Source organism: Botrimarina sp. (genome assembly GCF_040219535.1).
Classification (GTDB): domain Bacteria; phylum Planctomycetota; class Planctomycetia; order Pirellulales; family Lacipirellulaceae; genus Botrimarina.
In genome coordinates this window covers 466,593-491,425 of the sequence record NZ_JAVJSH010000012.1, presented here as the reverse complement: position 1 = coordinate 491,425, position 24,833 = coordinate 466,593, and the positions used below count along the sequence as shown (strand labels likewise).

General features: G+C 68.4%; 18 protein-coding genes, 1 tRNA gene and 1 pseudogene. 8 read left to right on the top strand and 12 right to left on the bottom strand.

Going from position 1 to position 24,833, the window contains the following annotated elements:
- Nucleotides 1-270 precede the first annotated feature (270 nt).
- The 4 genes and pseudogenes from RIC11_RS06190 to RIC11_RS06175 form a co-directional block, all read right to left on the bottom strand.
- Nucleotides 271-960, bottom strand: a complete 690-nt coding sequence (locus RIC11_RS06190) for a PEP-CTERM sorting domain-containing protein (RefSeq protein WP_350209390.1) — start codon at nt 958-960, stop codon at nt 271-273.
- Between the two features lie 272 nt (nt 961-1,232).
- Nucleotides 1,233-2,114 carry a LacI family DNA-binding transcriptional regulator gene (locus RIC11_RS06185; RefSeq protein ID WP_350209723.1) on the bottom strand — a complete coding sequence of 294 codons (882 nt, stop codon included), beginning with the start codon at nt 2,112-2,114 and terminating at the stop codon, nt 1,233-1,235.
- Between the two features lie 51 nt (nt 2,115-2,165).
- Nucleotides 2,166-2,312 (bottom strand): annotated as a pseudogene (locus RIC11_RS06180) (LacI family DNA-binding transcriptional regulator); the annotation flags it as partial.
- A gap of 282 nt (nt 2,313-2,594) precedes the next feature.
- Complete coding sequence (locus RIC11_RS06175) at nt 2,595-3,665, bottom strand: mannonate dehydratase (RefSeq protein ID WP_350209388.1); 1,071 nt, start codon at nt 3,663-3,665, stop codon at nt 2,595-2,597.
- 224 nt (nt 3,666-3,889) lie between these two features.
- On the opposite strand from RIC11_RS06175, the gene RIC11_RS06170 reads away from it, so the two are divergent.
- Nucleotides 3,890-6,187 (top strand): glycoside hydrolase family 3 N-terminal domain-containing protein, encoded by a 2,298-nt coding sequence (locus RIC11_RS06170; protein WP_350209386.1) that lies wholly within the window; start codon nt 3,890-3,892, stop codon nt 6,185-6,187.
- 168 nt (nt 6,188-6,355) lie between these two features.
- Here RIC11_RS06170 and RIC11_RS06165 read toward each other — a convergent pair whose 3' ends face one another.
- Entirely contained in the window at nt 6,356-7,159 is an 804-nt protein-coding gene (locus RIC11_RS06165; protein WP_350209384.1) for a GDSL-type esterase/lipase family protein, read from the bottom strand.
- Nucleotides 7,160-7,481: 322 nt separating this feature from the next.
- Between RIC11_RS06165 and RIC11_RS06160 the strand changes: the two genes are divergently transcribed.
- On the top strand, nt 7,482-10,025 hold the full coding sequence (locus RIC11_RS06160) for a glycosyl hydrolase 115 family protein (protein WP_350209382.1): 2,544 nt from the start codon (nt 7,482-7,484) through the stop codon (nt 10,023-10,025).
- A gap of 60 nt (nt 10,026-10,085) precedes the next feature.
- Here the strand turns inward: RIC11_RS06160 and RIC11_RS06155 are convergent, their stop codons facing one another.
- Together RIC11_RS06155 and RIC11_RS06150 are read right to left on the bottom strand one after the other, a co-directional pair.
- Nucleotides 10,086-10,961, bottom strand: coding sequence for an SDR family oxidoreductase (locus RIC11_RS06155; protein ID WP_350209380.1), 876 nt, complete (start codon nt 10,959-10,961; stop codon nt 10,086-10,088).
- A 317-nt stretch (nt 10,962-11,278) separates the two neighbouring features.
- Entirely contained in the window at nt 11,279-12,454 is a 1,176-nt protein-coding gene (locus RIC11_RS06150; protein WP_350209378.1) for a XylR family transcriptional regulator, read from the bottom strand.
- A 298-nt stretch (nt 12,455-12,752) separates the two neighbouring features.
- Between RIC11_RS06150 and RIC11_RS06145 the strand changes: the two genes are divergently transcribed.
- Together RIC11_RS06145 and RIC11_RS06140 are read left to right on the top strand one after the other, a co-directional pair.
- Nucleotides 12,753-14,162: an MFS transporter gene (locus tag RIC11_RS06145; RefSeq protein ID WP_350209376.1), complete on the top strand. Its 1,410-nt coding sequence runs from the start codon at nt 12,753-12,755 to the stop codon at nt 14,160-14,162.
- 44 nt (nt 14,163-14,206) lie between these two features.
- Nucleotides 14,207-15,337: an endo-1,4-beta-xylanase gene (locus RIC11_RS06140; protein ID WP_350209374.1), complete on the top strand. Its 1,131-nt coding sequence runs from the start codon at nt 14,207-14,209 to the stop codon at nt 15,335-15,337.
- Between the two features lie 217 nt (nt 15,338-15,554).
- On the opposite strand, the gene RIC11_RS06135 is transcribed toward RIC11_RS06140, so the two are convergent.
- A complete protein-coding gene (locus tag RIC11_RS06135) occupies nt 15,555-16,766 on the bottom strand; it encodes a PQQ-binding-like beta-propeller repeat protein (protein ID WP_350209372.1) in 1,212 nt (403 codons plus the stop codon).
- Between the two features lie 229 nt (nt 16,767-16,995).
- Between RIC11_RS06135 and RIC11_RS06130 the strand changes: the two genes are divergently transcribed.
- Entirely contained in the window at nt 16,996-18,078 is a 1,083-nt protein-coding gene (locus RIC11_RS06130) for a DUF1559 family PulG-like putative transporter (protein ID WP_350209370.1), read from the top strand.
- 906 nt (nt 18,079-18,984) lie between these two features.
- Here the strand turns inward: RIC11_RS06130 and RIC11_RS06125 are convergent.
- Nucleotides 18,985-19,058, bottom strand: a tRNA-Val gene (locus RIC11_RS06125).
- A 230-nt stretch (nt 19,059-19,288) separates the two neighbouring features.
- Here RIC11_RS06125 and RIC11_RS06120 point away from each other — a divergent pair.
- Nucleotides 19,289-19,492 (top strand): hypothetical protein, encoded by a 204-nt coding sequence (locus RIC11_RS06120; RefSeq protein ID WP_350209368.1) that lies wholly within the window; start codon nt 19,289-19,291, stop codon nt 19,490-19,492.
- An 88-nt stretch (nt 19,493-19,580) separates the two neighbouring features.
- Here the strand turns inward: RIC11_RS06120 and der are convergent, their stop codons facing one another.
- Together der and RIC11_RS06110 are read right to left on the bottom strand one after the other, a co-directional pair.
- Nucleotides 19,581-20,945, bottom strand: a complete 1,365-nt coding sequence (gene der, locus RIC11_RS06115; RefSeq protein WP_350209366.1) for a ribosome biogenesis GTPase Der — start codon at nt 20,943-20,945, stop codon at nt 19,581-19,583.
- A gap of 57 nt (nt 20,946-21,002) precedes the next feature.
- Nucleotides 21,003-21,851: a type VI secretion system tube protein Hcp gene (locus tag RIC11_RS06110; RefSeq protein ID WP_350209365.1), complete on the bottom strand. Its 849-nt coding sequence runs from the start codon at nt 21,849-21,851 to the stop codon at nt 21,003-21,005.
- 100 nt (nt 21,852-21,951) lie between these two features.
- Between RIC11_RS06110 and RIC11_RS06105 the strand changes: the two genes are divergently transcribed.
- Nucleotides 21,952-22,734 (top strand): uracil-DNA glycosylase, encoded by a 783-nt coding sequence (locus RIC11_RS06105; protein ID WP_350209363.1) that lies wholly within the window; start codon nt 21,952-21,954, stop codon nt 22,732-22,734.
- Nucleotides 22,735-23,067: 333 nt separating this feature from the next.
- Nucleotides 23,068-23,637, top strand: coding sequence for a hypothetical protein (locus RIC11_RS06100; RefSeq protein ID WP_350209361.1), 570 nt, complete (start codon nt 23,068-23,070; stop codon nt 23,635-23,637).
- A 27-nt stretch (nt 23,638-23,664) separates the two neighbouring features.
- Here the strand turns inward: RIC11_RS06100 and hemW are convergent, their stop codons facing one another.
- The gene (gene hemW, locus RIC11_RS06095) at nt 23,665-24,792 is read right to left on the bottom strand and encodes a radical SAM family heme chaperone HemW (RefSeq protein ID WP_350209359.1); all 1,128 of its coding nucleotides are present in this window, start codon (nt 24,790-24,792) and stop codon (nt 23,665-23,667) included.
- Nucleotides 24,793-24,833 lie beyond the last annotated feature (41 nt).

The following is a 24,833-nucleotide window of genomic DNA, read 5'->3' as shown; positions in this document are numbered from 1 at the left end:
AAGGCCGCCGGCGACCGTGCGCCGGCGTTGGCCTCGGGTGTCTTTATGGCCGTCGGGGCCGGGTCCACGGAGCGTGGCGGGTCCGGGTGCGGGCAGCGTCGGTTCGGGATTGAGATTGGGATCGGTGTCAGTTGGCGTGTAGCGGTTTGCTCTCGACGACGCGTTGTGTTGGGTCTCCCGGCAGCCCCGAGCCGGCGCCTGCTCGCCCCGGCGGGGCTGGGCTCGTCCTCCGCGCGACACCCCGTGGTCGCGCGGAGGGAGCACGCCCCCCTAGCGTCGGCTCAGCGCAGCGAGCCCGCTCAGCGCGACCAGCAGCAGCGACGCCGGCTCGGGAATCGTGACCACCCGACCAAAGTCGATCTCGATGTGCAGCCGGTCGGTCGCCCCGAAGGCGCTCTGGAACTGCAACTGCCCCAGACCAGGATTGATAATCTCGTCGGGCGCGCCACTGTCGGTACGACGGAAGCCGGTCACCGTCGCGGGAACCGTTACCAGGTGAAACTCGCCGTCGTCCGGCACGCCGGTGAGGTCGAAGTTGTATTGCCACTCCTCTCGTGCGTTAGTGATCAGGTCGTCGACGTCGCGCATCACCATGTTGACGATGCCGGCCGCGTTGCCCTGGAGTTTCTTCACTCGCAACTCGAAACGCGAGACGGACGGATCGAAATCGATCGGCAGGAGCAGGTCGATCCCGGCGATGGTCGTCGGCGTGCCGAAGTCGACCCCGACGCCGCCGAAGAGCCCGTTCACACCGTCGGCGTCGTTTGCGATGTCGAGAATCACGCTGTCCGCCGTGTAGCTCACCGCGCCGCTGGCGGCGAAGTCACCGAAGGTGAAGCCGCCGAAGCCGTTCGCCGGGTTGACCGGCAGGGTCTGTTCCGATAACTCGGCGACAACGATCTCGCCGTGCGCCGCCAACGGCGCTAGCAGCAACACCGCTCCTGTGAGTAAACGCGTCATAAGGTCTCTCCTTGGGGAATCTCTGGGTGTCAGCCGTGGGAAAAGGAAACGAAGAGGGGCGACGCCTTGCCGCTGTTCTGATTGGGAAGAGAGCGCCCCGCGCGAGCCGGCCCAGTCGTTGGATACTGGCGCCTCACGCGCGGAGTGCCGAGGTTGATCTGGGGAGAGAAGGGGGCACTAAACACTGCGCCAAGGGAGCCTTGCGATGAGAGCCGTCGTGATACGGCTGAGTTAACCCTCCGCACTATTCCCTCGCCCGCGCAGCAGGTCAATTACTCCGATAACGCAATTGTGTTCTGTAAATGCGGCCTCTTGGCGACACGATTGGGCTCCGAGGCGCGGCGTCGCCCCTCGTTGGGCGGCGCTGTCGATTCTCGGACGATTAGCCGCGGAGCGATGGACATTGTCGCGCCCGCGACCGTCGGGGCGCCGCCGCTGCGGATGAGCCGGATCATCGCCTCGGCGCCGGCGCTGCCGATCCGCTCCGCGTCGAAGCCGATCGTCGTCAACGGGGGCGTCATCAACTGCATCGACTTCTTGTCGTTGAACGCGATCACGCTCAGGTCTCGCGGCGCGGAGAGGCCCTCGCGCCACAACATGTGCTGCACGACCAGAGCCTCGTGGTCGCAGTAGCACACGATCGCGGTCGCGCGACGGGAGCGCGCCGTGACGGCGGCGCGGACCGCGTCGACCGGCTGGCGAAAGAGGGTCCGCGGCGCGGCGCCGTGATCCCGCATGGCTTCAGCGTATCCCTCGATGCGTTGGCCGACGCTGCAGTGCTCGGCGATTTCTGGGTGCACCCAGAAGAGGATCTCGTGGTGCCCGAGCTCGAGCAGGTGCTCGGCGGCCATGCGGCCACCGGCCACGTCGTCGACAACAACCGTCGGCGCCGTGGGGTCCGCGTCGGTTGCGAGCATCACTTGGGGGATGCACTGCCGCCGCAGCGCGTCCGCCACGGGCCGGGGTGGCACACCGAAGAGGAAGGCGCCGTCGATGCGGCTCTCTTCGATCACGTGCCGCCATCCTCGGTCGTCCTGCAGCGGGCAGAAGGCTAGGTGAAAGCCGCCCGCGTGCAGCGTCCGCGTAATCCCGAGGAAGATGTCGCTGTGGACTCCCTCGAAAAGGTAGTCGTCGGTCGCGTAGACCAGCCCCACGCAATCGGATTTGCCTGTAGACAGCGCCCTGGCTCGGCCGTTTGGCCGGTAGCCCATCTCGGCAGCGATCTGGCGTACCCGATCAGCCCGGGCGGTTGCGTCGCTGCGAGTCGCCGTGAAATCGGGCCGGAGCACTCGCGCGACAGTCGAGCTAGACACGCCTGCGGCCTCAGCGATCTGGTAAATCGTGACGGGCATGAGCGAAAAGGACCGAGCAGGCCGGCCACCGGCTTCGGCCATCCCTTGTGGAGGGCCGAGAGTTTTTGGGAAGAGCAGGACTGGCACGATCGGCGTAAGTTGCACCGGTGTCAGTTGGAGTAACTTTGAGCATCTGCGACGTCCGTTGTCAAGGTTTTTCCTAGGGCTCTCTCGGACGCAGGGTTTCGAGATTGCGGCGATCGATGCCGTTATTGCGACGGCGCCTGCGGCTGACGCCTCGCTGGACCGGGCCCCGTAGGCTTCCTCGCTACCGAGGTCCGCTCACGCTTCGGTGGACGCGTCGATCGCCGCCCGTAGATAGCCCATCGCGAAGGCCATCCCGGCGTGCCACGGCGCCTCGCATGCCATCTGCGGAGCGTGGTCCGGAATGACGACACCGTCGAAATGGTGCGCCCGGAGGATACGCAGCACCCCTCGGACATCGACCTTCCCGTCGTCCAGGAAGGTCTCGCGATAGTGCGGGACTTCCCCGACGACATTCCGCAGGTGGACGTAGGCGATCGCTCCCTGGGCGGCGTACCTCCGAACCGATTCTGCCACGTCGCTGCCGGGCATCTCGGCGATTGTGCCCACGCACAACTCGAGTTGGTTCGCGGGGCTCGGCCGCAAGTCGAGCGCTCGCTGGAACAGCTCCGGTCGGTAGACCAATCGCGGCTGCCCGCGCATCCACGGCGTCGGAGGGTCGTCGGGGTGCAGCGCCAGCCGCACGCCGGAAGCCTCGGCCACAGGTAGGACCTGATCGAGAAAGCGTTTCAGCCGGTCCCAGAGCTGATCGTGTGTTGCGGGCGGCTCTACGCCGGCGGGAGCGTTGGGGTCGACCACCATGTTCCAGGCCATGCCGCGCGGCATCGGGGTATCGTTGGGGCCGTCCATCCCGACGCCGACGGCGCCGCCGCGGGCGAAAGGCCCTCGGACCCGCCCGCACACGCCGGCGATGCTGAAGTTGTAGCCGAGGATGGGGACCCCGGCTTCGCCGAGGCGGCGGACGGTGGTCTTGACGTTCTCGATTTGCTGCGCGCGGCGGGGTCCATCAAGCAGGATGTCGCACCAGTGAGCCGGGTCGAGGTTTTCAATCGCCTCGAGCGTGAGGCCCTCGTCGGCCGCTTCATCCCGGACCCGGGTGATCTCTTCGACGGTCCAAAGGCAGTCGGGGTCGCCCGCCAAACCCCATCCTCGGTGCCCACCCGTAGGCTGGTCTCCCCGAGGGTTTGCGGGGTCGCCCCGAAAATAGTCGACCAAATGCGCCACGAGGTGGGTGGCGCCGGCCTGCCGGGCGAACCGGTAGTTTTCCCTAGTCAGCAGGTGGCGATAAAGGCCCAGGCCGAGCTTCATTCGCTTCCAGTGAATTGACGGTTTTGAGGAGAATCCACCGTAACGGCCTACTCGGCGAACCCGGAGATCGTTGACTCGAACCTACCCATCCTTCGAGCGCACCTACCGCAGAAGTCGCGATCGCGACATAGTTCTACGTATTCGACGCATCGTTATGCACCCGTTCACCAATTAGTCTCCACGCTCCGCTCCCGCCTCCTCTCTACGCGACCGTTGCGCACGCGATGGACGACTCGTTGACCGACGCGCCCTACCGGGACGCCAGCCTCTCGACCGCCGAGCGGGTCGCCGACCTCCTCGCACAGATGACGCTGGATGAGAAGGTCGCGCAGATGCTGTGCGTCTGGAACGAAAAGAACACCAAGCTGCTCGACGCACAGGGAGAGTTCGACCCGCGGGCCGCGGCGGAGCACTTTGGGCACGGGCACGGCCTGGGGCAGATCGGCCGCCTGAGCGACGCCGACGGCGGCGCGAAGCCGGGCAGGTCGCCCCGCCAGTCGGCGGAGCTGGCGAACGCCGTCCAGCGATGGTTCCGAGAGAACAGCCGGCTGGGCATCCCTGTGTTGGTGCACGACGAGTGCCTGCACGGGCACGTGGCGGTCGGCGCCACAAGCTTCCCACAACCGATCGGGCTCGGCGCGACGTTCAACCCCGAGTTGGTCGAACGCTTGTTCCGGATGACGGCGGCCGAAGCGAGGGTGCGGGGGGTCCATCAGGCGCTTGGGCCGGTCGTCGACGTGGCGCGGGAGCCACGGTGGGGACGCGTCGAGGAGACCTACGGCGAAGACCCCTACCTCGTGGCCGAGTTGGGCGTCGCCGCGGTGCGCGGCACACAAGCGGGCCTCGCCGAGGGCGAGGGGCTGGTGGCCACCCTTAAGCACTTCGCGGCCCACGGACAGCCCGAGTCGGGCACGAACTGCGCGCCGGTTAGCATCAGCGAGCGCCACCTCCGAGAGATCTTTCTCTACCCCTTCCAGAGGGCGATTCGCGACGGCGGCGCGCGTAGCGTGATGGCCTCGTACAACGAGATCGACGGCGTGCCTTCCCACGCCAACGTGTGGCTGCTGCGCGACGTGCTGCGCGGCGAGTGGGGGTTCGACGGGTACGTCGTGTCGGACTATTACGCGATCCGCGAGTTGTGCGAGCGCCCGGAGCTGTACGGCCACCACGTGGCGGAGGACGGCAAAAGCTCGGCCGTGCTCGCGGTGCGGGCGGGGGTGAATATCGAGTATCCGGAGCCCGACTGCTACACGCGCCTGGCCGAGGCGGTCGCCGAGGGGCTGGTCGCCGAGCGGGAGATCGACGAGCTGGTGGCGCCGCTTCTCGCCACCAAGTTCGAGCTGGGGCTGTTCGAGAACCCGTACGTCGACGCCCGACGCGTCGATGCGGTTGTCGGTTGCGAGGAGCATCGCGTGCTCGCGTTGGAGGCCGCCCGGCAGACGGTCACGCTGCTGGAGAACGACGGCGTGCTTCCGCTTTCGTTAGACCGGCTCTCGACGATCGCGGTGATCGGGCCGAACGCCGACCGCCCGCTCCTCGGGGGGTACAGCGGCCGGCCGGGGCGGGTCTCCACGGTGCTGTCCGCGATACGCGACCGCGTCGGTTCCGCGGCCGACGTGCTCTACCACGAGGGCTGCCAAATCACGCAAGGCGGGTCGTGGTGGGAAGACGAGGTCTTGCCGAGCGACCCGGCCGAGGATCGCCGTAGAATCGCCGACGCGGTCGAACTCGCACGCCGCGCCGACGTGGTCGTGCTGGTCGTTGGTGGGAACGAGCAGACCTGCCGAGAGGCCTGGATGGGCAACCACCTGGGCGACCGGACGAGCCTGCAGATGGTTGGACTCCAAGACGAGCTCGCCGACGCATTGGCGGCGACCGGCAAACCGATCGTGTCGGTCCTTTCCAACGGCCGCCCGCTCGCCGTGGGGAACCTCGCGCAGCGGAGCGCCGCGTTGCTGGAGTGCTGGTACCTTGGCCAAGAGGGGGGCGCCGCGATCGCCGAGGCGGTGTTCGGCGACTTCTGCCCGGGCGGCAAGCTGCCGATCAGCGTGCCCCGGTCGGTAGGGCACACCCCGTGCTATTACAACTATCGGCCGTCCGCTCGGCGTGGCTATTTGTTCGACGACGCGACGCCGCTCTACCCGTTCGGGTACGGGCTCAGCTACACGACGTTCCGCTTCGAGGCGCCACGGCTGGCCGACGAGCGGATCGCCCCGGGCGGTTCGACGACCGTCTCGGTCGAAGTGACCAACACCGGCAGTCGTGCGGGCGACGAGGTCGTGCAGCTCTACGTACGCGACCTTGTCAGTTCGGTCACGCGGCCGGTTAAAGAACTCAAGGGCTTCCAGCGGGTCACGCTAACCCCTGGCGAGTCGCGCGTTGTCGCCTTGGCGATCACGCCCGACACGCTTGCTTTTTGGAACATCGACAAGCGGCTCATCGTCGAACCGGGGGAGTTCGACATCATGGTCGGCCCCAACTCGGCCGACGTCCAAAAGGTGCGGTTGACGGTCGAGCCGTGAGGCCGACGCCAATGGCGTCATAAGAAACCCTCTTGCCCCACCGGCACGAAACATCGGCGGCGCCGCTTGCAGCCAGGAGAGGGGCGCGGTCTCGTCGGAGCCGGCACAACTACGATCGCGCCGAAGCAGATTACCAGGCCACGCGGCGGGACGGTTTGACCAAGTTCCTCAGTCACCGGCCGATGGGTCTCCCGTCGGAGGGGGCGCGAGATCCTCGCTCGCCCGCTCGCCGAGGACCTCGTGCAGGTGGGGCTCGAGGGCTTCGGCCCAGATGTCGTAGCCACGGCCCGACAGGTGCAGCCCGTCGACGGTCACGCCGTCGATCAGCTCGCCGTCGTTGCCGGTGAGCCGATCGTTGATGTTGAGGAAGCGCACCCGCACGCCGTCGGCCACACCGGCGAGGCGCTTGTTCACCTGGGCGATCAGCGGCGCCAGCGACGCGTTGTCGGCCCTCGGGAACACGCCCGTCAGCAGGATCGTCGCCCGCGGCGCCAGGCGCTGGCACTCGGCGATGATCGCGCGGATGCCCCGGACGATCTCGTCGACCTTGGCGGCGCCGGCTTGTTCGTCGTAGGCGCGCCAGCCGAGGTCGTTCGCGCCGGCTTGGAGCACGATCACCTTCGGGTCGACCCCTTCGAGCTCGCCGTTCTGGATCCGCCACAAAACGTTGTGAGTGGTGTCGCCTCCCCAGCCGAAGTTGGCCGCGTTCCAGCCGTAGAAATGCCGCCGCCAGTTTTCCATCAGGTCCGCGTAAGCGCGGTCGGTGCAGCCCCACCGCCGCGTGATCGAGTCGCCGAGGAAATACAGGTCGATCCGGCCCGTCGCGGACTTGTCGAGCAGCTGCTGGTGGGCGGTCTTGGAGTGTTCGTCGCTACGCGGCCACGCTTCGAACGCCCCGGCGGCCTTCGGACAAACGAGCATCGCGCCCACCAGGATGGGGGCGAACAGCGATCGGGGCAGGCTATCGGGCATGACGAGCGAAAGGCGGAAGAGAGGTCGGACCACGCAGGCGGGCCGACGCGACTGCAGCGGCGCCGCGCCGCTTCAGTATGACCCCTCGTGCGGGGCCCGCGCCTACCCGCGACGGGTTCGCACCATCAAAATACGCGAATGAGGCCCCCGACGGGGGCTAGGTTGGTGGCCCAGACAACCGCGCACCGCCGCGCCGGCCGCGCGCCAGCCGAGCGATTCGGTTCGCGGCCGCCGCAACACGCATCGGGCGGCGGGCGTGTCTCACCTTGTCGTCGACGAGCCAAGGCCCTCGGCCCACCGCCGTTTCAGGAGAGATTCTCCGATGCTTCGTTCCGCCCTTTTTTCCGCGGTCGTGGCGGGCCTCGTCGCGCGCCAAGCCGCGGCGTTCTCGCTGATCTCCGGCGGCGACCCGGCGGCCGTGTGGGTCGACCCCGCGGCGCCCGCCGGCGTGAAGACGGTGGCCGGTTGGTTCGCCGACGACCTCGAACGGGTCTGCGGAACCCGACCACAAATCAACGACACGAGGCCCCAGCACGGCCCGGCGGTGTTGGTGGGGGTGGTCGGCTCGGGGGGCGAGATCGACCGGCTTGCCGAGAGCGGCCGCCTCGACGTGAGCCGGATCGGCGGCCAGCGCGAGGCGTCGATCACCGCCGAAGTCGCTTCCGACTCGGGGCCGCTCTTGGTCATCGCCGGCAGCGACAAGCGGGGCGCGATCTACGGCCTGCTCGACTTGTCGCGGCGGATGGGCGTGTCCCCGTGGTACTGGTGGGCCGACGTGCCGGTCGGGCAACGCACAGAATACGAGGTCGGCCCCGAGCCGTTCGTGCGCGCCGCGCCAAAGGTCCGCTACCGCGGGATCTTCCTCAACGACGAGGCGCCCGCCTTGGCCGGTTGGGCGCACGAGAAGTTCGGCGGCTGCAACGCGGAGTTTTACAGCCACGTGTTCGAGCTCATCCTGCGGCTCCGCGGCAACTTCCTTTGGCCCGCCATGTGGGGCCGGTCCCTCTTCGACGACGACCCCGAGAGCCAGCGCCTGGCCGATGAGCTCGGCGTGGTGCTCAGCACCTCGCACCACGAGCCGATGCAGCGGGCGCACGTGGAGTGGGGCCGCTACGGCGAGGGGCCGTGGGACTACGACCGGAACCCGGAGACGCTGCGGCGGTTCTGGCGCGAGGGGATCCGCCGGATGGGCGACCGGGAGAGCGTGGTGACGCTCGGCATGCGTGGCGACGGCGACACGCCGATGTCCGACGAGGCGAACATCGATCTGCTCGAGCGTATCGTGCGCGACCAGCGGCAGATCCTCGCCGAGGAGATGGGCCGCAACCCCGACAAGCAGCCGCAGGTGTGGGCGCTCTACAAGGAGGTCCAGGAGTACTACGACCGCGGCATGCGCGTCCCGGACGACGTGATCTTGCTCTTGTGCGACGACAACTGGGGGAACGTGCGCCGACTGCCACGCCCCGACCAGGCGCGCCACCCGGGCGGGTACGGCATGTACTACCACTTCGACTACGTGGGCGACCCGCGGAACTACAAGTGGCTGAACACGAATTCGCTGCCGCGGGTGTGGGAGCAGATGCGACTGACTTGGGAGCACGGCGTGGACCAGATCTGGGTGGTGAACGTTGGCGACCTGAAGCCGATGGAAGAGCCGATCGACTTCTTCCTCACGATGGCCTACGACCCCAACCGCTTCCCACCGGAAGAGATCGGCGCGCGGATCGACCGCTGGCGCCGCGCGTGGGCCGAGGAGCAGTTTGGCCGGGTGCTGGCCGAGCCGGTCGCCGGCGTGATGAAGACCTACGCGAGGCTCGCCGCGAGGCGCAAGCCCGAGCTGTTGGACGCGAGCACCTACAGCTTGGAGAACCACGGCGAGTGGGACCGCGTGGTGCAGCAGTGGCGCGACCTGATGCGCCGCGCGACGCGGATCGAGGGGGCGCTGCCGCCGGGGTACGGCTCGGCCTACTACCAGCTGGTGCTGCACCCGGTGCTCGCCATGGGTAACGTGCACGAGATGTACTACTCGGTCGCGAAGAACCACGCGTTGGCCGAGGCCGGCGACCCGGCCGCGAACGAGTTCGCCGACGCGGCCGAACGCTATTACGCACGCGACGCGGAGCTGACCGCGCGTTACCACGGCCTCGAGAACGGCAAGTGGAACCACATGATGTCGCAGACGCACATCGGCTACACCAACTGGCAGCAGCCCGACGAGCAGTCGATGCCCGAGGTGGGTCGCGTGGAGGGCCGGCGCGTCGAGCAGCCGGGGCCCCGGCGAGAGAGAGGCCGGCCGTCGCCGCCCGCCGACGCGACCGGCTTCGTCGAGCGAGACAATTACGTCGCGATGGACGCGACCAGCTACGCCGCCGCGGCGCCGGCCGGCGGGGTGCGGTGGGTCGAGCTGCCGGACCACGGCCGCGCCGGCTCGGCGATGACGACGATCCCCGTGACGGCGCCGTCGACGCCGGCCGGCGAAGGGCCCTGCCTCGAGTACCCGATCTGGCTCACCTCCGGGGGCCCCGTCACGGTCGACGCGTACCTTTCGACCACGCATGACTTCTACGGCGGCGACGACCACGGGATCCGCTTCGCGGTGTCGATCGACGACGGCGAGCCCGTCGTCGTCGACATGCACGAAGACCGCAGCACCAACGAGCACAACCCCAACCCGTGGCGCCGCCGCGTGGGCAACGCGATCCACGTCGCGACCACGCCGCCGATCGACGCGACACCCGGCGCGCACAACCTCCGCTTCTGGCGGATCGACACCGGCGCGGTGCTGCAGAAGCTGGTGGTGAAGGCCGGCCCGGTCCCGGACAGCTACCTGGGGCCGCCCGAGAGCGAGCGAGCCGACGCGGATTGACCAACGGCGAAGGCTCTCGACCGCGCTTTGCTCGGCGGCCGACATGCCAGCCGCGTTGTACTAGATCGTCACGACGGAGAACCCACCGTCGACCACCACGTTCTGCCCGGTCACGAACGACGAGGCCTTCGGCGAAGCCAACCACACGACCGCGCCGGCCAGTTCCTGCGCGGCGCCGAACCGCGCCATCGGCGTGTGGCCGATGATCCTCGCGCTGCGCTCGGTGAGGGAGCCGTCTTCGTGGTAGAGGAGCTCCTTGTTCTGCTCCGCTGGGAAGAAGCCGGGGCTGATCGCGTTGACACGCACGCCGCGTGTCGCCCACTCGATCGCCAGGTACTTGGTGAGGTTGATCACGGCGGCCTTCGCCGCGGAGTAGGCGCCCACGCGGGAGACCGGGTTCATGCCGGCCATCGACGCGATGTTGATGATGCTGCCGCGTCCGGCGGAGAGCATCGCGTCGCCGAAGACGATCGACGGCGCCAACGCGCCGCCGACCAGGTTGAGGTCCAGCACGCCGCGCCACGCTTCCAGCGGGATCTTGCACACGCTCCCGCCCGGCTTGAGCGTAGCTTCGGGGTGGTTGCCGCCGGCCGCGTTGACCAGCACGGTGGTCTCGCCGACCTCGTCGCGTATCGCCGCGGCAGCCGCAGCGATCGAGTCGCCGTCCATCGCGTCGACCGGTTGGAACATGCCAATACCGCCGGCGCGATTGATCTTTTGGACGCGGGCCTCGCCCCGTCCGGCGTTGCGCCCGAGGACGACGACCCGCGCGCCGAAGCAAGCGAGCGCCTCGGCCATGAGGCCGCCCAGCGTGCCGGTGCCGCCGATCACCGCGGCGACCTCGTGGCGCAGGTCGAACAGATCGGCGCCCACGTCGAGCATCGCTCGCTGGCCGAGGCCCAGTGCCCCCTCGGCGGCGGGTAGTGACGTCGGCATCGACATTCCAGGCGGCGGAGACCGCGGTTAGGATTCGGCCGAGCGGGCTTCGGCTTCGATTCTTTGCGGGGAAGGAGCTGGCGCGGAGGGCAACCGGGATCGCGCTTCGGCAGCGCGTCCGATGTCGCCCTGTTGCTGTCGCAGCGGTTTGGCCGCGGTGAGCTAGCGTGCGGAAGGGACCCCGACGAGCCGGCCGGCTTCAATCAAATCGTATTTGTGATGCCCACCCGGTCCACCCACACGATCACGCAAATCGATGCCGAGAACGCGCCGCTCTACAGGCCCTCAACGCGTCGATCGGGCGGGCGGCGGCGGGGCTACGGGGACAGGTCGGCGCGGTACTTGCCCGGCGTCTTGCCGACGCGCCGCTGGAAGAACTGGATGAAGTAGCCGACCGACCCGAAACCGGCCAGCCGCGCCACGCGGGAGATCGGGTACGACGAGTCGAGCAACAGCCGCTTGGAGTGGTCCAGCCGGGCGAGCTGGATCTCCTCCAGGATGCTGCGGCCGAGCACCGCGCGGAACCGCTTCTCCAAGCTGCGTCGCGACACGGCCAGCTCTTCGACGATCGAGTCGACCGACACGCCGCGTCCCTGGTCGCGGTGGATGATCTGCAGCGCGGCCGAGATGTCTTCGTCCTCGACGGCCACGACCTCGCTGGAGCGCCTCGCCACGACGCCCAGCGCCTCGACAGTGAGCGACCGCGGCTCGCGGACGCGGCCGGACATCAGCCCGTCCAGCAACTCGGCCGCGCGGTAGCCGGCGGTCTCGATGTTTAGCGACACGCTCGAGAGCGGTGGGTCGGAGAGGTCGCAGAACACCTCGTCGTTGTCCACGCCTACCACGGCGATCTCCTCGGGCACGTTGAAGCCCGCCAGCGCGCAGGCCTCGAGGACCTCGCGGCCGCGGTCGTCGTCGCACGCGAACACACCGATCGGCGTGGGCAGCTTGCGGATCCACTCCGCCAGCCGCTTCTGCTCGCGCTCCCAGACCATGTCGCGTGGCCGGGTCGGCCCCGGGTACACGATCGGGTCGATGCCGTGCAACGCGACGCACTCACGGAACGCGGTCTCTCGCCGCGACGACCAGCCCCGGTCGTTGCTGCCCACGTAGGCCAGGCGGCGGAACCGGCGGTGAAGCAAGTGGTCGACCGCCAGCCGCGTTACCTCCCTCGAATCGGAGCTGACCTCCGAGAGGTTGTGCAGCGGGCTGTCGCCGGCGAGTTGCTCGTCGGTGAGCCCGATCGCGATCGTGGGCAGGCCCGCCTTGAGGATCTCGCTCGCGACGCGGCTGTTCGGGATCCGCGCGATGATGCCGTCGCCCCCCCACTGCTGCATCTTCGGCACGACCTGCTCGTAGTCGCCGGGGCTGATGTGGAAGCTCCAGGGGCCGTGCTCGCGGGAGTAGCGTGCGACCCCTCGCAAGAACTCGCGACCGAATGCGCGGGCGGTCTCCACCAGCAGAGCGACTCGGGCTTTCGGCGCGTGGGACATCGGCAATCCAGAACGATGAGGCGGTCGGCGTAGCGGGGCGACCGGGATAGCCTTGCCGACCGGCCGCGACGCACGCTACCCACGAGGTGTCGCAAACGCGTAAAACAATGTCGCGAATGCGTCGGGCCGTTGACCCGGCTGATCGAAGCGGGCTTAACTCATGCTCGCGGGCTCATCGGACCACTCTTCGCGACGCTGCGCTGGTTGGTTGTCGGCCCGGTGTCTCGGCGTGGGGCGCCCGACCCCGAAAACGGAGTCGGGTCGCTCTCCTCAGCGTTGCTCCCCAATCGAGCACGACATGGAATCGTCCCCGAAGCTGTCCGTCAGCGAGAAACTCGGGTATAGCCTGGGCGACTGCGCGGCGAACTTCGTCTTCCAGACTCAGCTCATCTTCTTGATGAGCTTCTACACCGACGTCTTTGGCATCGCGGCATCGACGGTCGGGACCATCTTCCTCGCGTCGCGGCTGTTCGACGCGGTCAACGACCCAGTGATGGGCGCGCTGGCAGACCGCACCAACACCCGGTGGGGCAAGTACCGCCCGTGGGTGCTGCTGACCGCCGTGCCCTTCGCGGTGTTCTTCGTGCTCGCGTACACAACGCCCGATCTCAGCCCCACCGGCAAGGTCGTTTGGGCGTTCGTCACGTACAACCTGCTGATGATCGCGTACACCGCGAACAACATCCCGTACGCGGCGTTGACCGGCGTGCTCACGGGCGACCCGGACGAGCGGACCTCGCTGGTTTCCTGGCGGTTCCTGTTGGCGATGACCGCGGCGTTCCTCGTGCAGACCTTCACGCCCGACCTCGTCGACTGGTTCGGGGCCGAGCGAGGAGGCGAGGCGGTCGACGAGGCCCGCGGCTACCAGCTCACGATGGGCCTGTGGGCGACCCTGGCCGTGGTGTTCTTCGTCGTCACGTTCGCGACCACCCGGGAGCGGGTGCAGCCCGACCCGGCGCAGCAGACGTCGGTCCTGCGCGACCTCTCCGACCTGCGGAAGAACTCCGCGTGGGTGGCGTTGGCGTTGTGCACGGTGTTCGTGTTCGTGTACCTGGCGATGCGCGGCAGCGTGACGCCCTATTACTTCGATTATTACGTTGCAGAGAAGGACCCGATCGGTTGGGGCCCGCTGCGGCTGCAGCCGATGGGCTGGTTCAACGGGCTCGGCTTGCTCGCCAGCATGGTCGGGATCCTCTTCTCCAAACCGCTGGCGGTGCGGTTCGGCAAGCGCAACACGTTCGTGGGCGCGATCGCGGTGACCGGCTTGCTCACGGCGGCGTTTTACGCGCTGCCCCCCGACTCGCTGCCGGCGATCATCGGCTTGCAGGTCGTGTTGCAATTGGCCTACGGCGTGAGCATCCCGCTGCTGTGGGCGATGATGGCCGACGTGGCCGACTACACCGAATGGAAAACACGCCGCCGCGCCACCGCGATGACCTTCGCCGCGACGGTCTTCGCGCTGAAGCTCGGCCTGAGCCTCGGCGGCGCGGCCGCCGGGTGGATCCTCGAGGGCAGCGGCTACACGCCCAACGCCGAAACGCAAACCGAGTCAGCGATCGGAGCGATACGGATGATGATGAGCGTCGGGCCGGCGCTCGCGTTCCTGGTCGCGATCGTGCTGCTCGCGTTCTATCGGATCGGCCGCGTCGACGAGCTGCAGATGGGCGAAGACCTCCAGGCCCGCCGCGCGCTTTACGGCGCCCAGTAGCCACACGACCCGCCGAAAAGGCCAACGAACCCCCGAGGCGAACCTTGTCCACCCGCCTTAGCCGCGTCGCCAGTTGGATGACTATGTTCGTAGGCGTGGCCGGCTCGGCCGCCGCGCAGCAGACCGACAGCCTGCGTCGGGCGTTCAGCGAACGCTTCGACATCGGCACGGCGCTCGCCGCGCGGCAGCTCGTGCCGCCCGACCGGGCCACGCTCAACCTGGTCGCCGAGCAGTTCTCGGTCGTCACGCCCGAGAACGTGATGAAGTGGAGCCTCATCCATCCGACCCCCGATCGGTACGACTTCGTCGCGGCCGACGCGCTGGTCGAGTTCGCGGCGGACAACGGCTTGAAGGTCGTCGGCCACACGCTCGTGTGGCACAGCCAGTGCCCCCGCTGGGTGTTCCAGGACGAGCGGGGCGATCCGATCTCGCGCGACGCGCTCATCGAGCGGATGCGGGACCACATCCACACGGTCGTGGGCCGGTACCGGGGCCGCGTCCAGGGGTGGGACGTCGTCAACGAGGCAATCCTCGACGACGGCGCCTGGCGCGACACGCCCTGGCGGCGGCTCATCGGCGACGACTACCTCGACCTCGCGTTCCGCTTCGCCCACGAGGCCGACCCCGACACCGAGCTGTACTACAACGATTTCTCGATGACCAAGCCCGGCAAACGACGCGCCGCGACCGGGCTGGTCGAGCGGTTCCGCCGGGCGGGCGTCCCCATCCACGGCGTTGGGCTGCAGGGGCACTGGGGGCTCGACTACCCCAGCGAGCAAGAGATCGACGACGCGCTCGCCGACTACTCCAAGCTCGGCGTCCACGTGATGATCACCGAGCTGGATATCGACGTGCTCCCCCGGCCCGACGAAGAACAGGGCGCCGACGTCGGGCGGGGGGCGCGCCGAACCGACGCGCTCGACCCGTACCGCGACGGCCTCCCCGAGAGCGTGCAGCAGACGCTCGCCGACCGCTACGCGGCCTGCTTCCGACTGTTCAACCGGCACGCCGACGCGATCACACGCGTCACGTTCTGGGGCGTCGATGATGGCCAGACGTGGCACAACAACTGGCCCGTGCCGGGGCGCACCGCCCACTCCCTGATCTTCGACCGGCAACTCCGCCCCAAACCCGCCTACCAAGCGATCCTCGATACGGCGACCGAACCCCGATGAGAGCCGCGACCGCGCGCTCTAACCTCCGTCGGAAGAGCGAGCGGTGCTTGCTGAGATCAGGTGCAACGGGGGGCCGGGGCCATGGAAGCTGGGTCGAACGCGAGGCGGAAGGTTGCGGCTTCCCCGACCGGTGGCAGAAAGCACGATTCACCAGGGAGCTCGGCCGCCCGGGCGAGAAGATCGGCGCGGCCTACGACGGCGATCGCGTCGCCGCCGTTCAATACCGAAAGACCTTGAGAGAGTTCAGGTCACGGACCAGCAAGCCCCCTTCGAATACTCCCAAGTAGGCCCACGAATCTTCTGCCACTTGCCGACGCGAGTGGATCGTGAGCTCGCTGGGGTCGGCCTCGACCGCCACGAGCTCGCCACCCGAGCTCAGCCCTAGCACCACGCTGTCGTTCCGCACCAGACTCTGGTACTTGCCCATCGGCCGGCTGGTCCAACGGATCTCGCCCGTCGCCCAGTCCAACGCCGTGAGCCGGTCGTTCTTGGAGTGCAGGTAGATCGTCTTCCCGTCGGCGACCGGCGACGACATGTACGCCTGCACTTTTTGATTCCACTGCTCCTCGGCCCGCCAGCTCCCGTCGTCGCGGGTGACGCGGAAGCAAAGCGACCGCCCGCTGTGGGCGGCCGTGAAGACGCGGTCCCCCTCGGTGATCGGGGTGAGGATATTCATATTCCGGTAGGCGGGGATCGCGACCTGCCACAGGACCCGCCCGTCGTCGAGGTCGACTCCACAGAGCCGGGTGCGCGTTTGCACGAGCAACTGACGCACGCCGGCGAGCGTGGCGATGACCGGGCTGCTGAAAGCGTCGTCGTCGTCGCCCTCGTCGGCGAGGGTCCGCCAAACGGTTGCGCCGTCGGAAAGGGAAAGCCTGAGGGCGCCACCGCCCCCGAGGACATAGACAGCCTCACCGTCGATCAGCGGCGAGCAGACCGCGCCGAACATCGGCCGGCGAGCATTGAAACGGCTCGCCAAGTCGACACGCCATTGCTCCGCCCCGGTCGTCTTATCGAGGCAGACCAACTCGTCCCTCATGCCTAGCACCACGAGAGAATCCTCGCCGAGCGCTGGGGTCGACTTGATCCAAGAGCCGTTGGCGGCCGCAAAGGGCGGAACGACGATCGCCCCCTCCCAACTCGAGGACCACAGGCGCTTGCCCGTGGCGAGGTCGAAGGCCGTGACCCGCTCTCCGGATTGGTCAACCGATTCGGTGACATAGACCGCCTCGCCGTCGGTCACCGGGCCGCTGTAAGAGGGCTGCAGGCTCTCTTCCCACGCCGGCCTCAACGCGTCCAAGTCGATCGGTAGCTCACCGCTCCAGTAGCCGTTCCGCTGGGGACCGCGCCACTGGTCCCAGGTGGGATGGGCCGCGTCGCTCGTCGCAGCGGCAATAGCGACGACCGCTAGGAGGGGTCGCCCGTCCACTCGCCGCAGCGGGCGACGGACCGAGCCGAAAACTTTTGCCAGAGCCACAAGATTCGCCCGTTGAGGTGGAGGAGGACGCTACGACCCGCGACGGGGCGAAAAGAAGCCGATGAACTGCAACCGCCGCACGCGGGCTCTTCACGAACGCAGGGACGCTCCTAGAGTCTCCACGGGAAGGCCGGCCGAGCGTCCGAATCGACCGCCGTTAGCTGAATACAAGGAGACCCCGATGCGAAAGACAAGCCCACTTTGTACGGCCGACCGCCGGCGGCGCGCCTTCACGCTCGTGGAGCTGCTGGTGGTCATCGCCATCATCGGGATTCTGGTCGCGCTGCTCCTGCCGGCGGTCCAAGCGGCCCGGGAAGCGGCCCGTCGCACGCAGTGCACGAACCAGCTCAAGCAGATCGGCCTGGCGATCCAGAATTACCACGACCTGGTCGGGCACTTCCCCAACGGCCGCACGGGGGCCGACGAGTACAGCGTCGCTTGGACTTATTCGATACTGCCCCAACTCGAGGAGCAGGCGATCCACGACGCGTTCGACCCGAGGTTTCCCGTTCACGCCGAAGAGAACGCCGCGGCGATGCGGGTCGGCATCGCTGCGTATGTGTGCCCGAGCCGGCGCGACCCGGGCGCCGACCGGGATTTCGAGAGCAGCGACCAGGACGGCGCGCCGCGTGGCGTGGCAGTCCGGGGGGACTACGCGGCCAACGCCGGCTTGGAAGAAGACATGGGGATGGAGCAGAACGACTACGAAGAGGGGCAGGAGAACGAGGACGAGCCGATCGACTTCGTACGCTGGCACCACGACCTTTCCCTTAGCGGGCCGATCTTCAGCAACTCTCGGGTCAACGCACGCCGGGTGACCGACGGCCTCTCGAAGACGCTGGTCGTCGGAGAGCGGCACATCCCAAACCTCGAGGGCGATTGGCCCGAGGGGCAGCGACACTCGGCGGCGGCCGACACCTGCTTCCTGTCGGGCGCCAACCTCCGAACGGTTCTCCGCGGGACCGAGGACGGGATGGCGACCGGCTGGGACGACTTCCCGGTGTCGCCCGACACCCCGCCTTGGCGGCGGAGCGGCACGAAGTCGTTCGGGGGCGGGAACCACCCCGGTGTGGCGATGTTCGTTTTCCTCGATGGCCACACCGAGGGGCTGTCGGTGAGCCGGAGCGGCTTCGCCGACGTCAACCCGAACGACATCGGCGACGTCCCCAGCCCGCGCGAAGCTGACGACCAGGAGGTCCTAGACCGATGGGGCTGGTTCATGGCGATGAGCACCGTCGCCGGCGCGGAAGTGGTCACCGAGTGATCGCGCGCGGTAACGCTTGATTCTGTGGCGGGATATCGCCACCTCCGACAACGCGACGCTTGCGGACACGCCAGGAATCCACCTGCTCACCCGATATTGAGTGCGACTCTGGGTGAGGCCTCGATGTGCTTCTCCGCGTACAACGCAGAGTACTGCTGTTTCGCGGCGAGCCCGGCGATACCTCGGCGCTTCGCTTCTGAGTCGTAGGGGCGGAAGCACGGAGTGTGCGTATCGCGAGCCAGGTATCGGAAGAGAACGGCCTGCGCTTGCGGGCTGATCGCGACCACGCGGTCCTCGTCGTGGCGGTCGGTAATGTGGCGGCGCGGTCGGTAGAGCCACACCTCGCCCGTGCGGTCGATGTCGGCCGGCCGCGTCGCACGGATTTCACCCGGGCGTGCGCCAGTGAACCGAGTTACGCGCAGTCAGTCCGCGACAACTTTGGGCAGGAAGGGAAGTGTCGCCTAGAAGTCGGCGTCAGAAACAGGACGGACCAGCCACGGGTCCCGCGCGGGCGATCGGCCCTCCTTCGGGCCCTGCTAGTAGCCGCGAGCGTGCTCACGGTAGTTGCTGGCAAGCATGTTGACGGTGAGGAGGTCGGGACGAGGAACCGTCTCCGCTAACAGGGCCGCGGTGAGGCCCAGGCCAGCGAGCACCGCGGCGACCACGCGTGCGTAGGCCCCCCGGCTTGCCTGGATCCCATATTTTCCCGGTTGAGACGCTTGCCACGTATCTCAACACAGGCGTGGCCGCTGGTGCTGTGGCGGGAGTAGGAGGGGACCTCAGGCTTGGCCGGGGTCATGGCGGGCTTCGTAGGGTCAGTGGACTGACCCGGTTTCGCTCGCCAGCAGCGCTCCCGACCACCGGGAGTTCGGCCTAAGGTCCGACGCATCAACTACTTACGACAAGTGGGCACGGCAGAACTCGAATCTGCGACCTCTTGCATGTCAAGCAAGCGCTCTAACCAACTGAGCTACGCGCCCTCGGTGGCGTCGGGGGGGCTCGGAATCCCCGCGGCCGAGTCCCGGAGTATACCTTTTGCCGGTTCGGTCGCCAGCCCTCAGGACTCGCCGACGCGAGGGGCCCGGATGGCTGCTGCCGACCGACCGGTGCGGCGGTGGCAAATCGAGCCGGTCTTGCCGCATTTTCCGGCGTCTGCTGTAATCCGGGTGTCAGGAGGACGTTCGCCCTGTGTTGAGGGTTCGCAGATACGATGGCGCCGCAAAGTTCGAAACGACCGAATCGACCGGCAGGCAACCCCGCTTGGTTAAGCTGGAACGGGCTCATCTACTACGGCGAGACCGTCGGCTTCCTCTTCGCTTGGATCGCTGGGGTGGCGGCTATCCTGTCGGCCACGCAGCCCGCCACCGAGAAGGCGGTCGACCAAGTCGCGGTGGTGGCGCCCGCCGTGCGCTGAGCCCCTGGCGGTGCGGTGAGCCCGCGGCGTTCGGCGGCTTGCGGCCACCCCCGCTCTTCCGCCAGCGCCACGCACTGACGGCGGACGCTCATGCGGCGTCTTCGCCCTGTTCGACGTCGTCTCGCACGTCGGACGACTCGCGCTTGCGGAGGTAGACCTTGATCGGCACCTCGGCGAACGGCAGCTCGTCGCGGAAACGCCCGAGCAAGTAGCGTAGGTACGGCTTGGTGAACGCCGCCGGCTGGTTGCAGAACAGCACGATCGTCGGCGGCTGAACGCCCACCTGCGTGGCGTAGTACAGCTTCGGGCGGCGGTTCTGGTACATCGGCGGCGCCTTCTGGCGGACCGCCTCGCGGACGATGCGGTTGAGCATGCCGGTGCCGACCCGCTCGCGCGACTGCTTGAAGAGCATCTGCGCGTGGTTCAACAGCGCCTTGACGTTCTTACCGGTCTGCCCGGTGATGAAAGCGATCGGCGCGTGGCGCATGCCGGGCATCTGGTCGGACAGGTAGTTGACCCACTTCTCGGTCGGCATGGTCTTCGCCAGCTTGTCCCACTTGTTCACCACCAGGATGCACGGCTTGTGCTCTTGGTGGATGTAGTCGGCCAGCTGCTTGTCGATCTTGCCGATCCGCTCCGTGCAGTCGAGGAACAGCAGCGTCACGTCCGCCCGGCGGATGCTGCGCTGCGCGCGGTGGGCGCCGTAGAAGTCGATGTCGAACTTCGCCTGCGCGCGGCTGCGGCGGATGCCCGGCGTGTCGATCGCGACGAACCCCTTGCCGTCGAGCTCGAACCGCACGTCGACGCTGTCGCGGGTGGTGCCCGCCACCTCGCTGACGATCATCCGCTCGGCGCCGGCGAGCGTGTTCACGAACGTGCTCTTCCCCACGTTCCGCCGGCCCACGATCGCGACACGCATCTCCGGCTCGGCGGGCGCTTCCTGTTCGCCGGTGTCGGCCGGCAACGCGGCTACGACGCGGTTGAGCAGCACCGACTTGCCGCGGTTTTGCAGCGTGCTGACCTTCAGCGGGGGCCCGTGGCCGAGCTTGCCAAACTCGTCGGCTTGCTGGTCGAAGGTGTCGTCGTCGGTCTTGTTCGCAACGCAGAGGACGGGCGTCTTCAAGTAGCGGAGCCGCTTGGCGACATCCTGGTCCATCGGCGCCAGCCCCGATCGGCTGTCGACCACGAGCAAGATGAGGCTCGCCGAATCGATCGCGTTGGTGATCTGCTGTTCGATGTCGTCGGTCAGCTCGTCGGCGTCCATGTGCCCCATGCCGCCGGTGTCGACCAGTTCGAAGAACCGGTCGTCGTGCCGCATCAGGTACTCGACGCGGTCCCGGGTGACGCCCGGTCGGTCGTCGACAACCGCCACACGCCGGCCGGCCAGCCAGTTCAGCAGGCTGCTCTTGCCGACGTTCGGTCGGCCCACGATCGCGACTTGCGGGACGCCCATCGGATCCAGCTGGCGTGAGAGGACGGCGGCGACACGCTCGACGCCGGACCCCCTATCCTACTCACCAGATCGGGGGGCCGACAGGCGTTCGGGGGCACGGCGACCCGCTACGCCCATAGCCCATGCGAGCACCGCGGCGCCGGCAGTGGCCGGCTCGGGCACGGGCGCCGGCGTGAGCCCCAGCGACGCGTGGTCGCGCCACACGGTGTAGTCGGCCGCGTTCACGAGGCCGTCGGCGTTGCCGTCCGCGCCGCCGCCGAGCGGGGTCATGGCGAAGCCGTACTGCGTAGCCCACTTCGCACGGTCGGCCTCGTCGGTCGCGCCGTCGTGGTCGTAATCGCCCGGCAGGCCGGCAGCCGTCGACGCGACCACCGCGACTCCGAAGTCGAAGGCCGTGTTGTGCTCGGCGGTGAGCTTCCCGGTTGGATCGTATTGGAAATAGCTCGATTCGTACTCCCCGACGAACCCGAGCTCGCCCACGACCCGGGCCCCGCCGGGTGTCTCGGTGATAGCGATTCGCGAAAGCATCGCGTCGCGAAATACGTGCTCGAAGACCACATCGCCGGAATCGTTGAGCTGGTCGACCTGCACCTCCAGGAAGACGACCCCCCGCGCCGTGGCGAGCCACAGGTAGGGATAGCTGCTGTCGCCCGGCATAGAGAACGCAACCGCGATCGTCGGGATAGACGACGTTCGCCCTCCCAGATCGGACGGCCTCGCCACGTCGACCTGCAGCGCTGTCAATTCACTCCAGCCCTCGTAGCCTCGGCGGGTTGATTCGCCGTCGATGTCTGGGAACTTGATGTAGCCCGTCAGGGCGGCGGGCGCCGAAGCGGTAAGCAGCAGCAACGCCGCGAGGACCGCCATCGCACGACGGCAAATGGTCTTCCGACAGCGAAGGGTCATCTGGCGGCTCCGGCGGTTAGGCAGTAGCGAGACAACCGACAGCTTATCAAGACCGCGGCCGAGCGCCCGCCACGCAGGACGCCATTTTTTTTGCGATCCGATGAACAACACGCCCTACACCCGGCGAGTGCTCCAGCAAGCCGAGAGCCTGCTCGCAGCCGGCGTAACCGGGTTGCCACGCAAGGCGCCCTCGGCGGCGCTCCCGAAGGCCCCGCCCGCCGACGCACCACCGGCCGACGCACCACCGGCCGCCGTGGCGCCCGCCGCGCCGGCGCCTCCGCTTGTCGCCCCGGCCAGCTCCTCCCCCGCGATCGCGCCGCCCACGGCGCCGACGCTCCAGGTGCTGGCCGACCAGGTGGCCGGCTGCACCGCGTGCGCAGAGCTAGCCGCGACACGCACCCAAACGGTCTTCGGCGTGGGCGACCCCCGCGCGCGGCTCTGCTTCATGGGCGAGGCGCCCGGCGCCGACGAGGACCGCCTCGGCGAGCCGTTTGTCGGACGGGCAGGCCAGCTGCTCACGAAGATGATCCAAGCGTGCACGCTCAGGCGGGAGGAGGTCTATATCCTCAACGTGCTGAAGTGCCGACCACCGGGCAACCGCAACCCGGCGCCCGCCGAAGCGGCCGCTTGCCGGCCGTTCCTGCTTCGGCAATTGGAGCTGATCGACCCGGAGTACGTGTGCTGCCTCGGCGCGGTGGCGGCGCAGAACTTCCTCGAGACCGACACGCCCATCGGGCGCCTCCGCGGCAGGGTTCACCACCACGCGGGCCGCAAGGTGGTCTGCACCTACCACCCGGCCTACCTGCTGCGGAACCCCTCGGCGAAGAAGCACGCGTGGGACGACTTGAAGATGCTGATGAGCCAGATGGGCGTGGAGCTGTGAGGGGGGGGTAGGGCGGGGGACGAGACGGAAGTGTGAGAGCGGCAGGCCCCCGGGCATCGGCCTTCCGATCGAGCGCAGCGAGATTCGCCCGTCGCCCGTCCCCGCTGGCGCCGAGTGCGCCGGTCGCGCAAAGCTCGGCGGCTGACTCTGCGAGTCGTAGCGATCACGCAGGCGGCGGGTTGCCGGTGAACCCAAGCGCAGGGCGCGAAACGCTTTCGGGCGAATCGGGCCGTTGATAGAGTCAGGAGTCGGGCGGGTCGCGGCGCCAACGAGGGCCCGCCATCGGTCCCGCCGCCGCCCGACACACCGAGAGACCTCGCTAGCCCTCGCTCGATGTTCGCGCCGAAACACCAATCCGCCGATCCGGTCGACTGCCTGCTCCGCAACGCAGAACTCCGGGACCAGCTCGACCCCCTGCTCGACGAATCGATCGAGGTCGTCGACGTCGGCCGCATGACCACGCCGGCCGAGAACGATTTCCTCGAGTCGATGCTCGCTTGGGAGCGGGCCCCGATGTCGCCGATCGGGCATTGGTTCGACCCGCCGCTCGAGCTGCCCGACCCCGACACGCTCGGCCCCCGGCAGCTCCGTGAGCGGCTGCTAGCAACGATCCAGGCGCTGTACAGCAAGAACGTGGTGCTGGACTTCACCGACCACCTCAGCGACCGCGAGCTGTACACTCTGATCGCCCGCGACATCTTGCCGTCGTACGAGAAGAAGATCGATCGCAGGGGGTCGTACTTGCACTGGGACTGCGCGAACATCGGCGACGACCCGGAGGCTTGGCTACGCTACTACGCGAGCCCCGAGGAGCGACGGCTGTGGCAAGAAGAGACCGGCGAGACCCCGCCGCCGCGGATCGACCCGCCGCACCGCCGGCCATCGCCGCACTCGCCGATGTGAGCGCCGGTCGCTTTGGCCGAGTTCAACCTAGAGCAGCTCGGGCCACAGCGCGTCGCTCACGAGCAAGCCTTCGCGCGTGAGCCGCACACGGCGGCCGTCGTCGTCGAGCAGGCCCTCGGCCGCGAAACGCCGCACCGCGTCGCCCGCCAACGCGTCGACGGTGTAGCCGCTCGCGTCGGCGAACACCCGGCGATCGACCCCTTCGAGCCTCCGCAGGCCGAACACCAGCCGCTCCCGCGCTCGGTCTTCCGGCGAGAGCTCTTCGGATTCGGCGACCGGCGAGCTGCCCGCCTCGACGCGGCGCAGCCAGGTGAACGTGCTGCGGTGGTTGGTCTGCCGCACGCCGCGTGAGTACCGCGCCGCGCCAGGCCCGGCCGCGTGGTACTCGTGGCCGAGCCAGTAGGCCTCGTTGTGGCGGCTCCGCCGGTCGGGCAGCGCGAAGTTGGAGACCTCGTAGTGCTCGAGCCCCGCTGCGTTCAGCCGGTCGATCGCGTCGAGGTACATCGAGCGCTGCAGCTCGTCGTCGAGTTCGGCGAGGCCGCCGGAGTGCCGGCGGCTCCAGAACGACGTTCCCTTCTCGTAAGTCAGCCCGTAGGTCGAAACGTGATCCGGAGCGAGCGCGAGCGTGTCGCTCAGGTCGCGGCGCCACGCGTCGAGGGTCTCGCCCGGCGCGGCGAAGATGAGGTCGACCGCGACCGACAACCCGGCGCCCCGAGCCGCTTCGACCACCCGCCGCACGTCGGCCGGAGTGTGGTCGCGCTCCAAGCGGGAGAGCTTCGCCGCGTTTAGGGACTGAACGCCGAGGCTCAGACGCGTCACGCCGTGCTCGGCCAGCAGACGCACGCTCTGCCGGGTGAGGTCGCCGGGGTTCGCCTCGACGGTCCATTCGCGCTGTGCGCCGGCCGGCGGGAACCACTCGGCCGCGAGGCTTAGCAGCCGCTCCAGCTCGGGCAATGCCAGGCGCGTCGGCGTGCCGCCGCCGATGTAGAGCGTGTCGACCGGTTGCGGCCCGCCGAGCCAAGAGAGCTCAACCGCGAGCGCGTCCAGGTAACGGCCGGCCAGGTCGTCGCGGCCGGCCACCACCGCGAAGTTGCAATACCCGCAGCGGCGCCGGCAGAAGGGCACGTGCAGGTAGGCCGAGCGGGGCGCGGGCATGCCCTGGGTCTCCGGGCGAGCGGCCGACGAGCAACGTCGCG

Coding starts and splice junctions, on each gene's coding strand:
- RIC11_RS06170 (WP_350209386.1), top strand. CDS start 3,890: ATGGACGACTCGTTGACCGACGCGCCCTACCGGGACGCCAGCCTCTCG.
- hemW (WP_350209359.1), bottom strand. CDS start 24,792: ATGCCCGCGCCCCGCTCGGCCTACCTGCACGTGCCCTTCTGCCGGCGC.
- RIC11_RS06155 (WP_350209380.1), bottom strand. CDS start 10,961: ATGCCGACGTCACTACCCGCCGCCGAGGGGGCACTGGGCCTCGGCCAG.
- RIC11_RS06175 (WP_350209388.1), bottom strand. CDS start 3,665: ATGAAGCTCGGCCTGGGCCTTTATCGCCACCTGCTGACTAGGGAAAAC.
- RIC11_RS06150 (WP_350209378.1), bottom strand. CDS start 12,454: ATGTCCCACGCGCCGAAAGCCCGAGTCGCTCTGCTGGTGGAGACCGCC.
- RIC11_RS06105 (WP_350209363.1), top strand. CDS start 21,952: ATGAACAACACGCCCTACACCCGGCGAGTGCTCCAGCAAGCCGAGAGC.
- RIC11_RS06120 (WP_350209368.1), top strand. CDS start 19,289: ATGGCGCCGCAAAGTTCGAAACGACCGAATCGACCGGCAGGCAACCCC.
- RIC11_RS06110 (WP_350209365.1), bottom strand. CDS start 21,851: ATGACCCTTCGCTGTCGGAAGACCATTTGCCGTCGTGCGATGGCGGTC.
- RIC11_RS06165 (WP_350209384.1), bottom strand. CDS start 7,159: ATGCCCGATAGCCTGCCCCGATCGCTGTTCGCCCCCATCCTGGTGGGC.
- RIC11_RS06130 (WP_350209370.1), top strand. CDS start 16,996: ATGCGAAAGACAAGCCCACTTTGTACGGCCGACCGCCGGCGGCGCGCC.
- RIC11_RS06100 (WP_350209361.1), top strand. CDS start 23,068: ATGTTCGCGCCGAAACACCAATCCGCCGATCCGGTCGACTGCCTGCTC.
- RIC11_RS06145 (WP_350209376.1), top strand. CDS start 12,753: ATGGAATCGTCCCCGAAGCTGTCCGTCAGCGAGAAACTCGGGTATAGC.
- RIC11_RS06190 (WP_350209390.1), bottom strand. CDS start 960: ATGACGCGTTTACTCACAGGAGCGGTGTTGCTGCTAGCGCCGTTGGCG.
- RIC11_RS06160 (WP_350209382.1), top strand. CDS start 7,482: ATGCTTCGTTCCGCCCTTTTTTCCGCGGTCGTGGCGGGCCTCGTCGCG.
- der (WP_350209366.1), bottom strand. CDS start 20,945: ATGGGCGTCCCGCAAGTCGCGATCGTGGGCCGACCGAACGTCGGCAAG.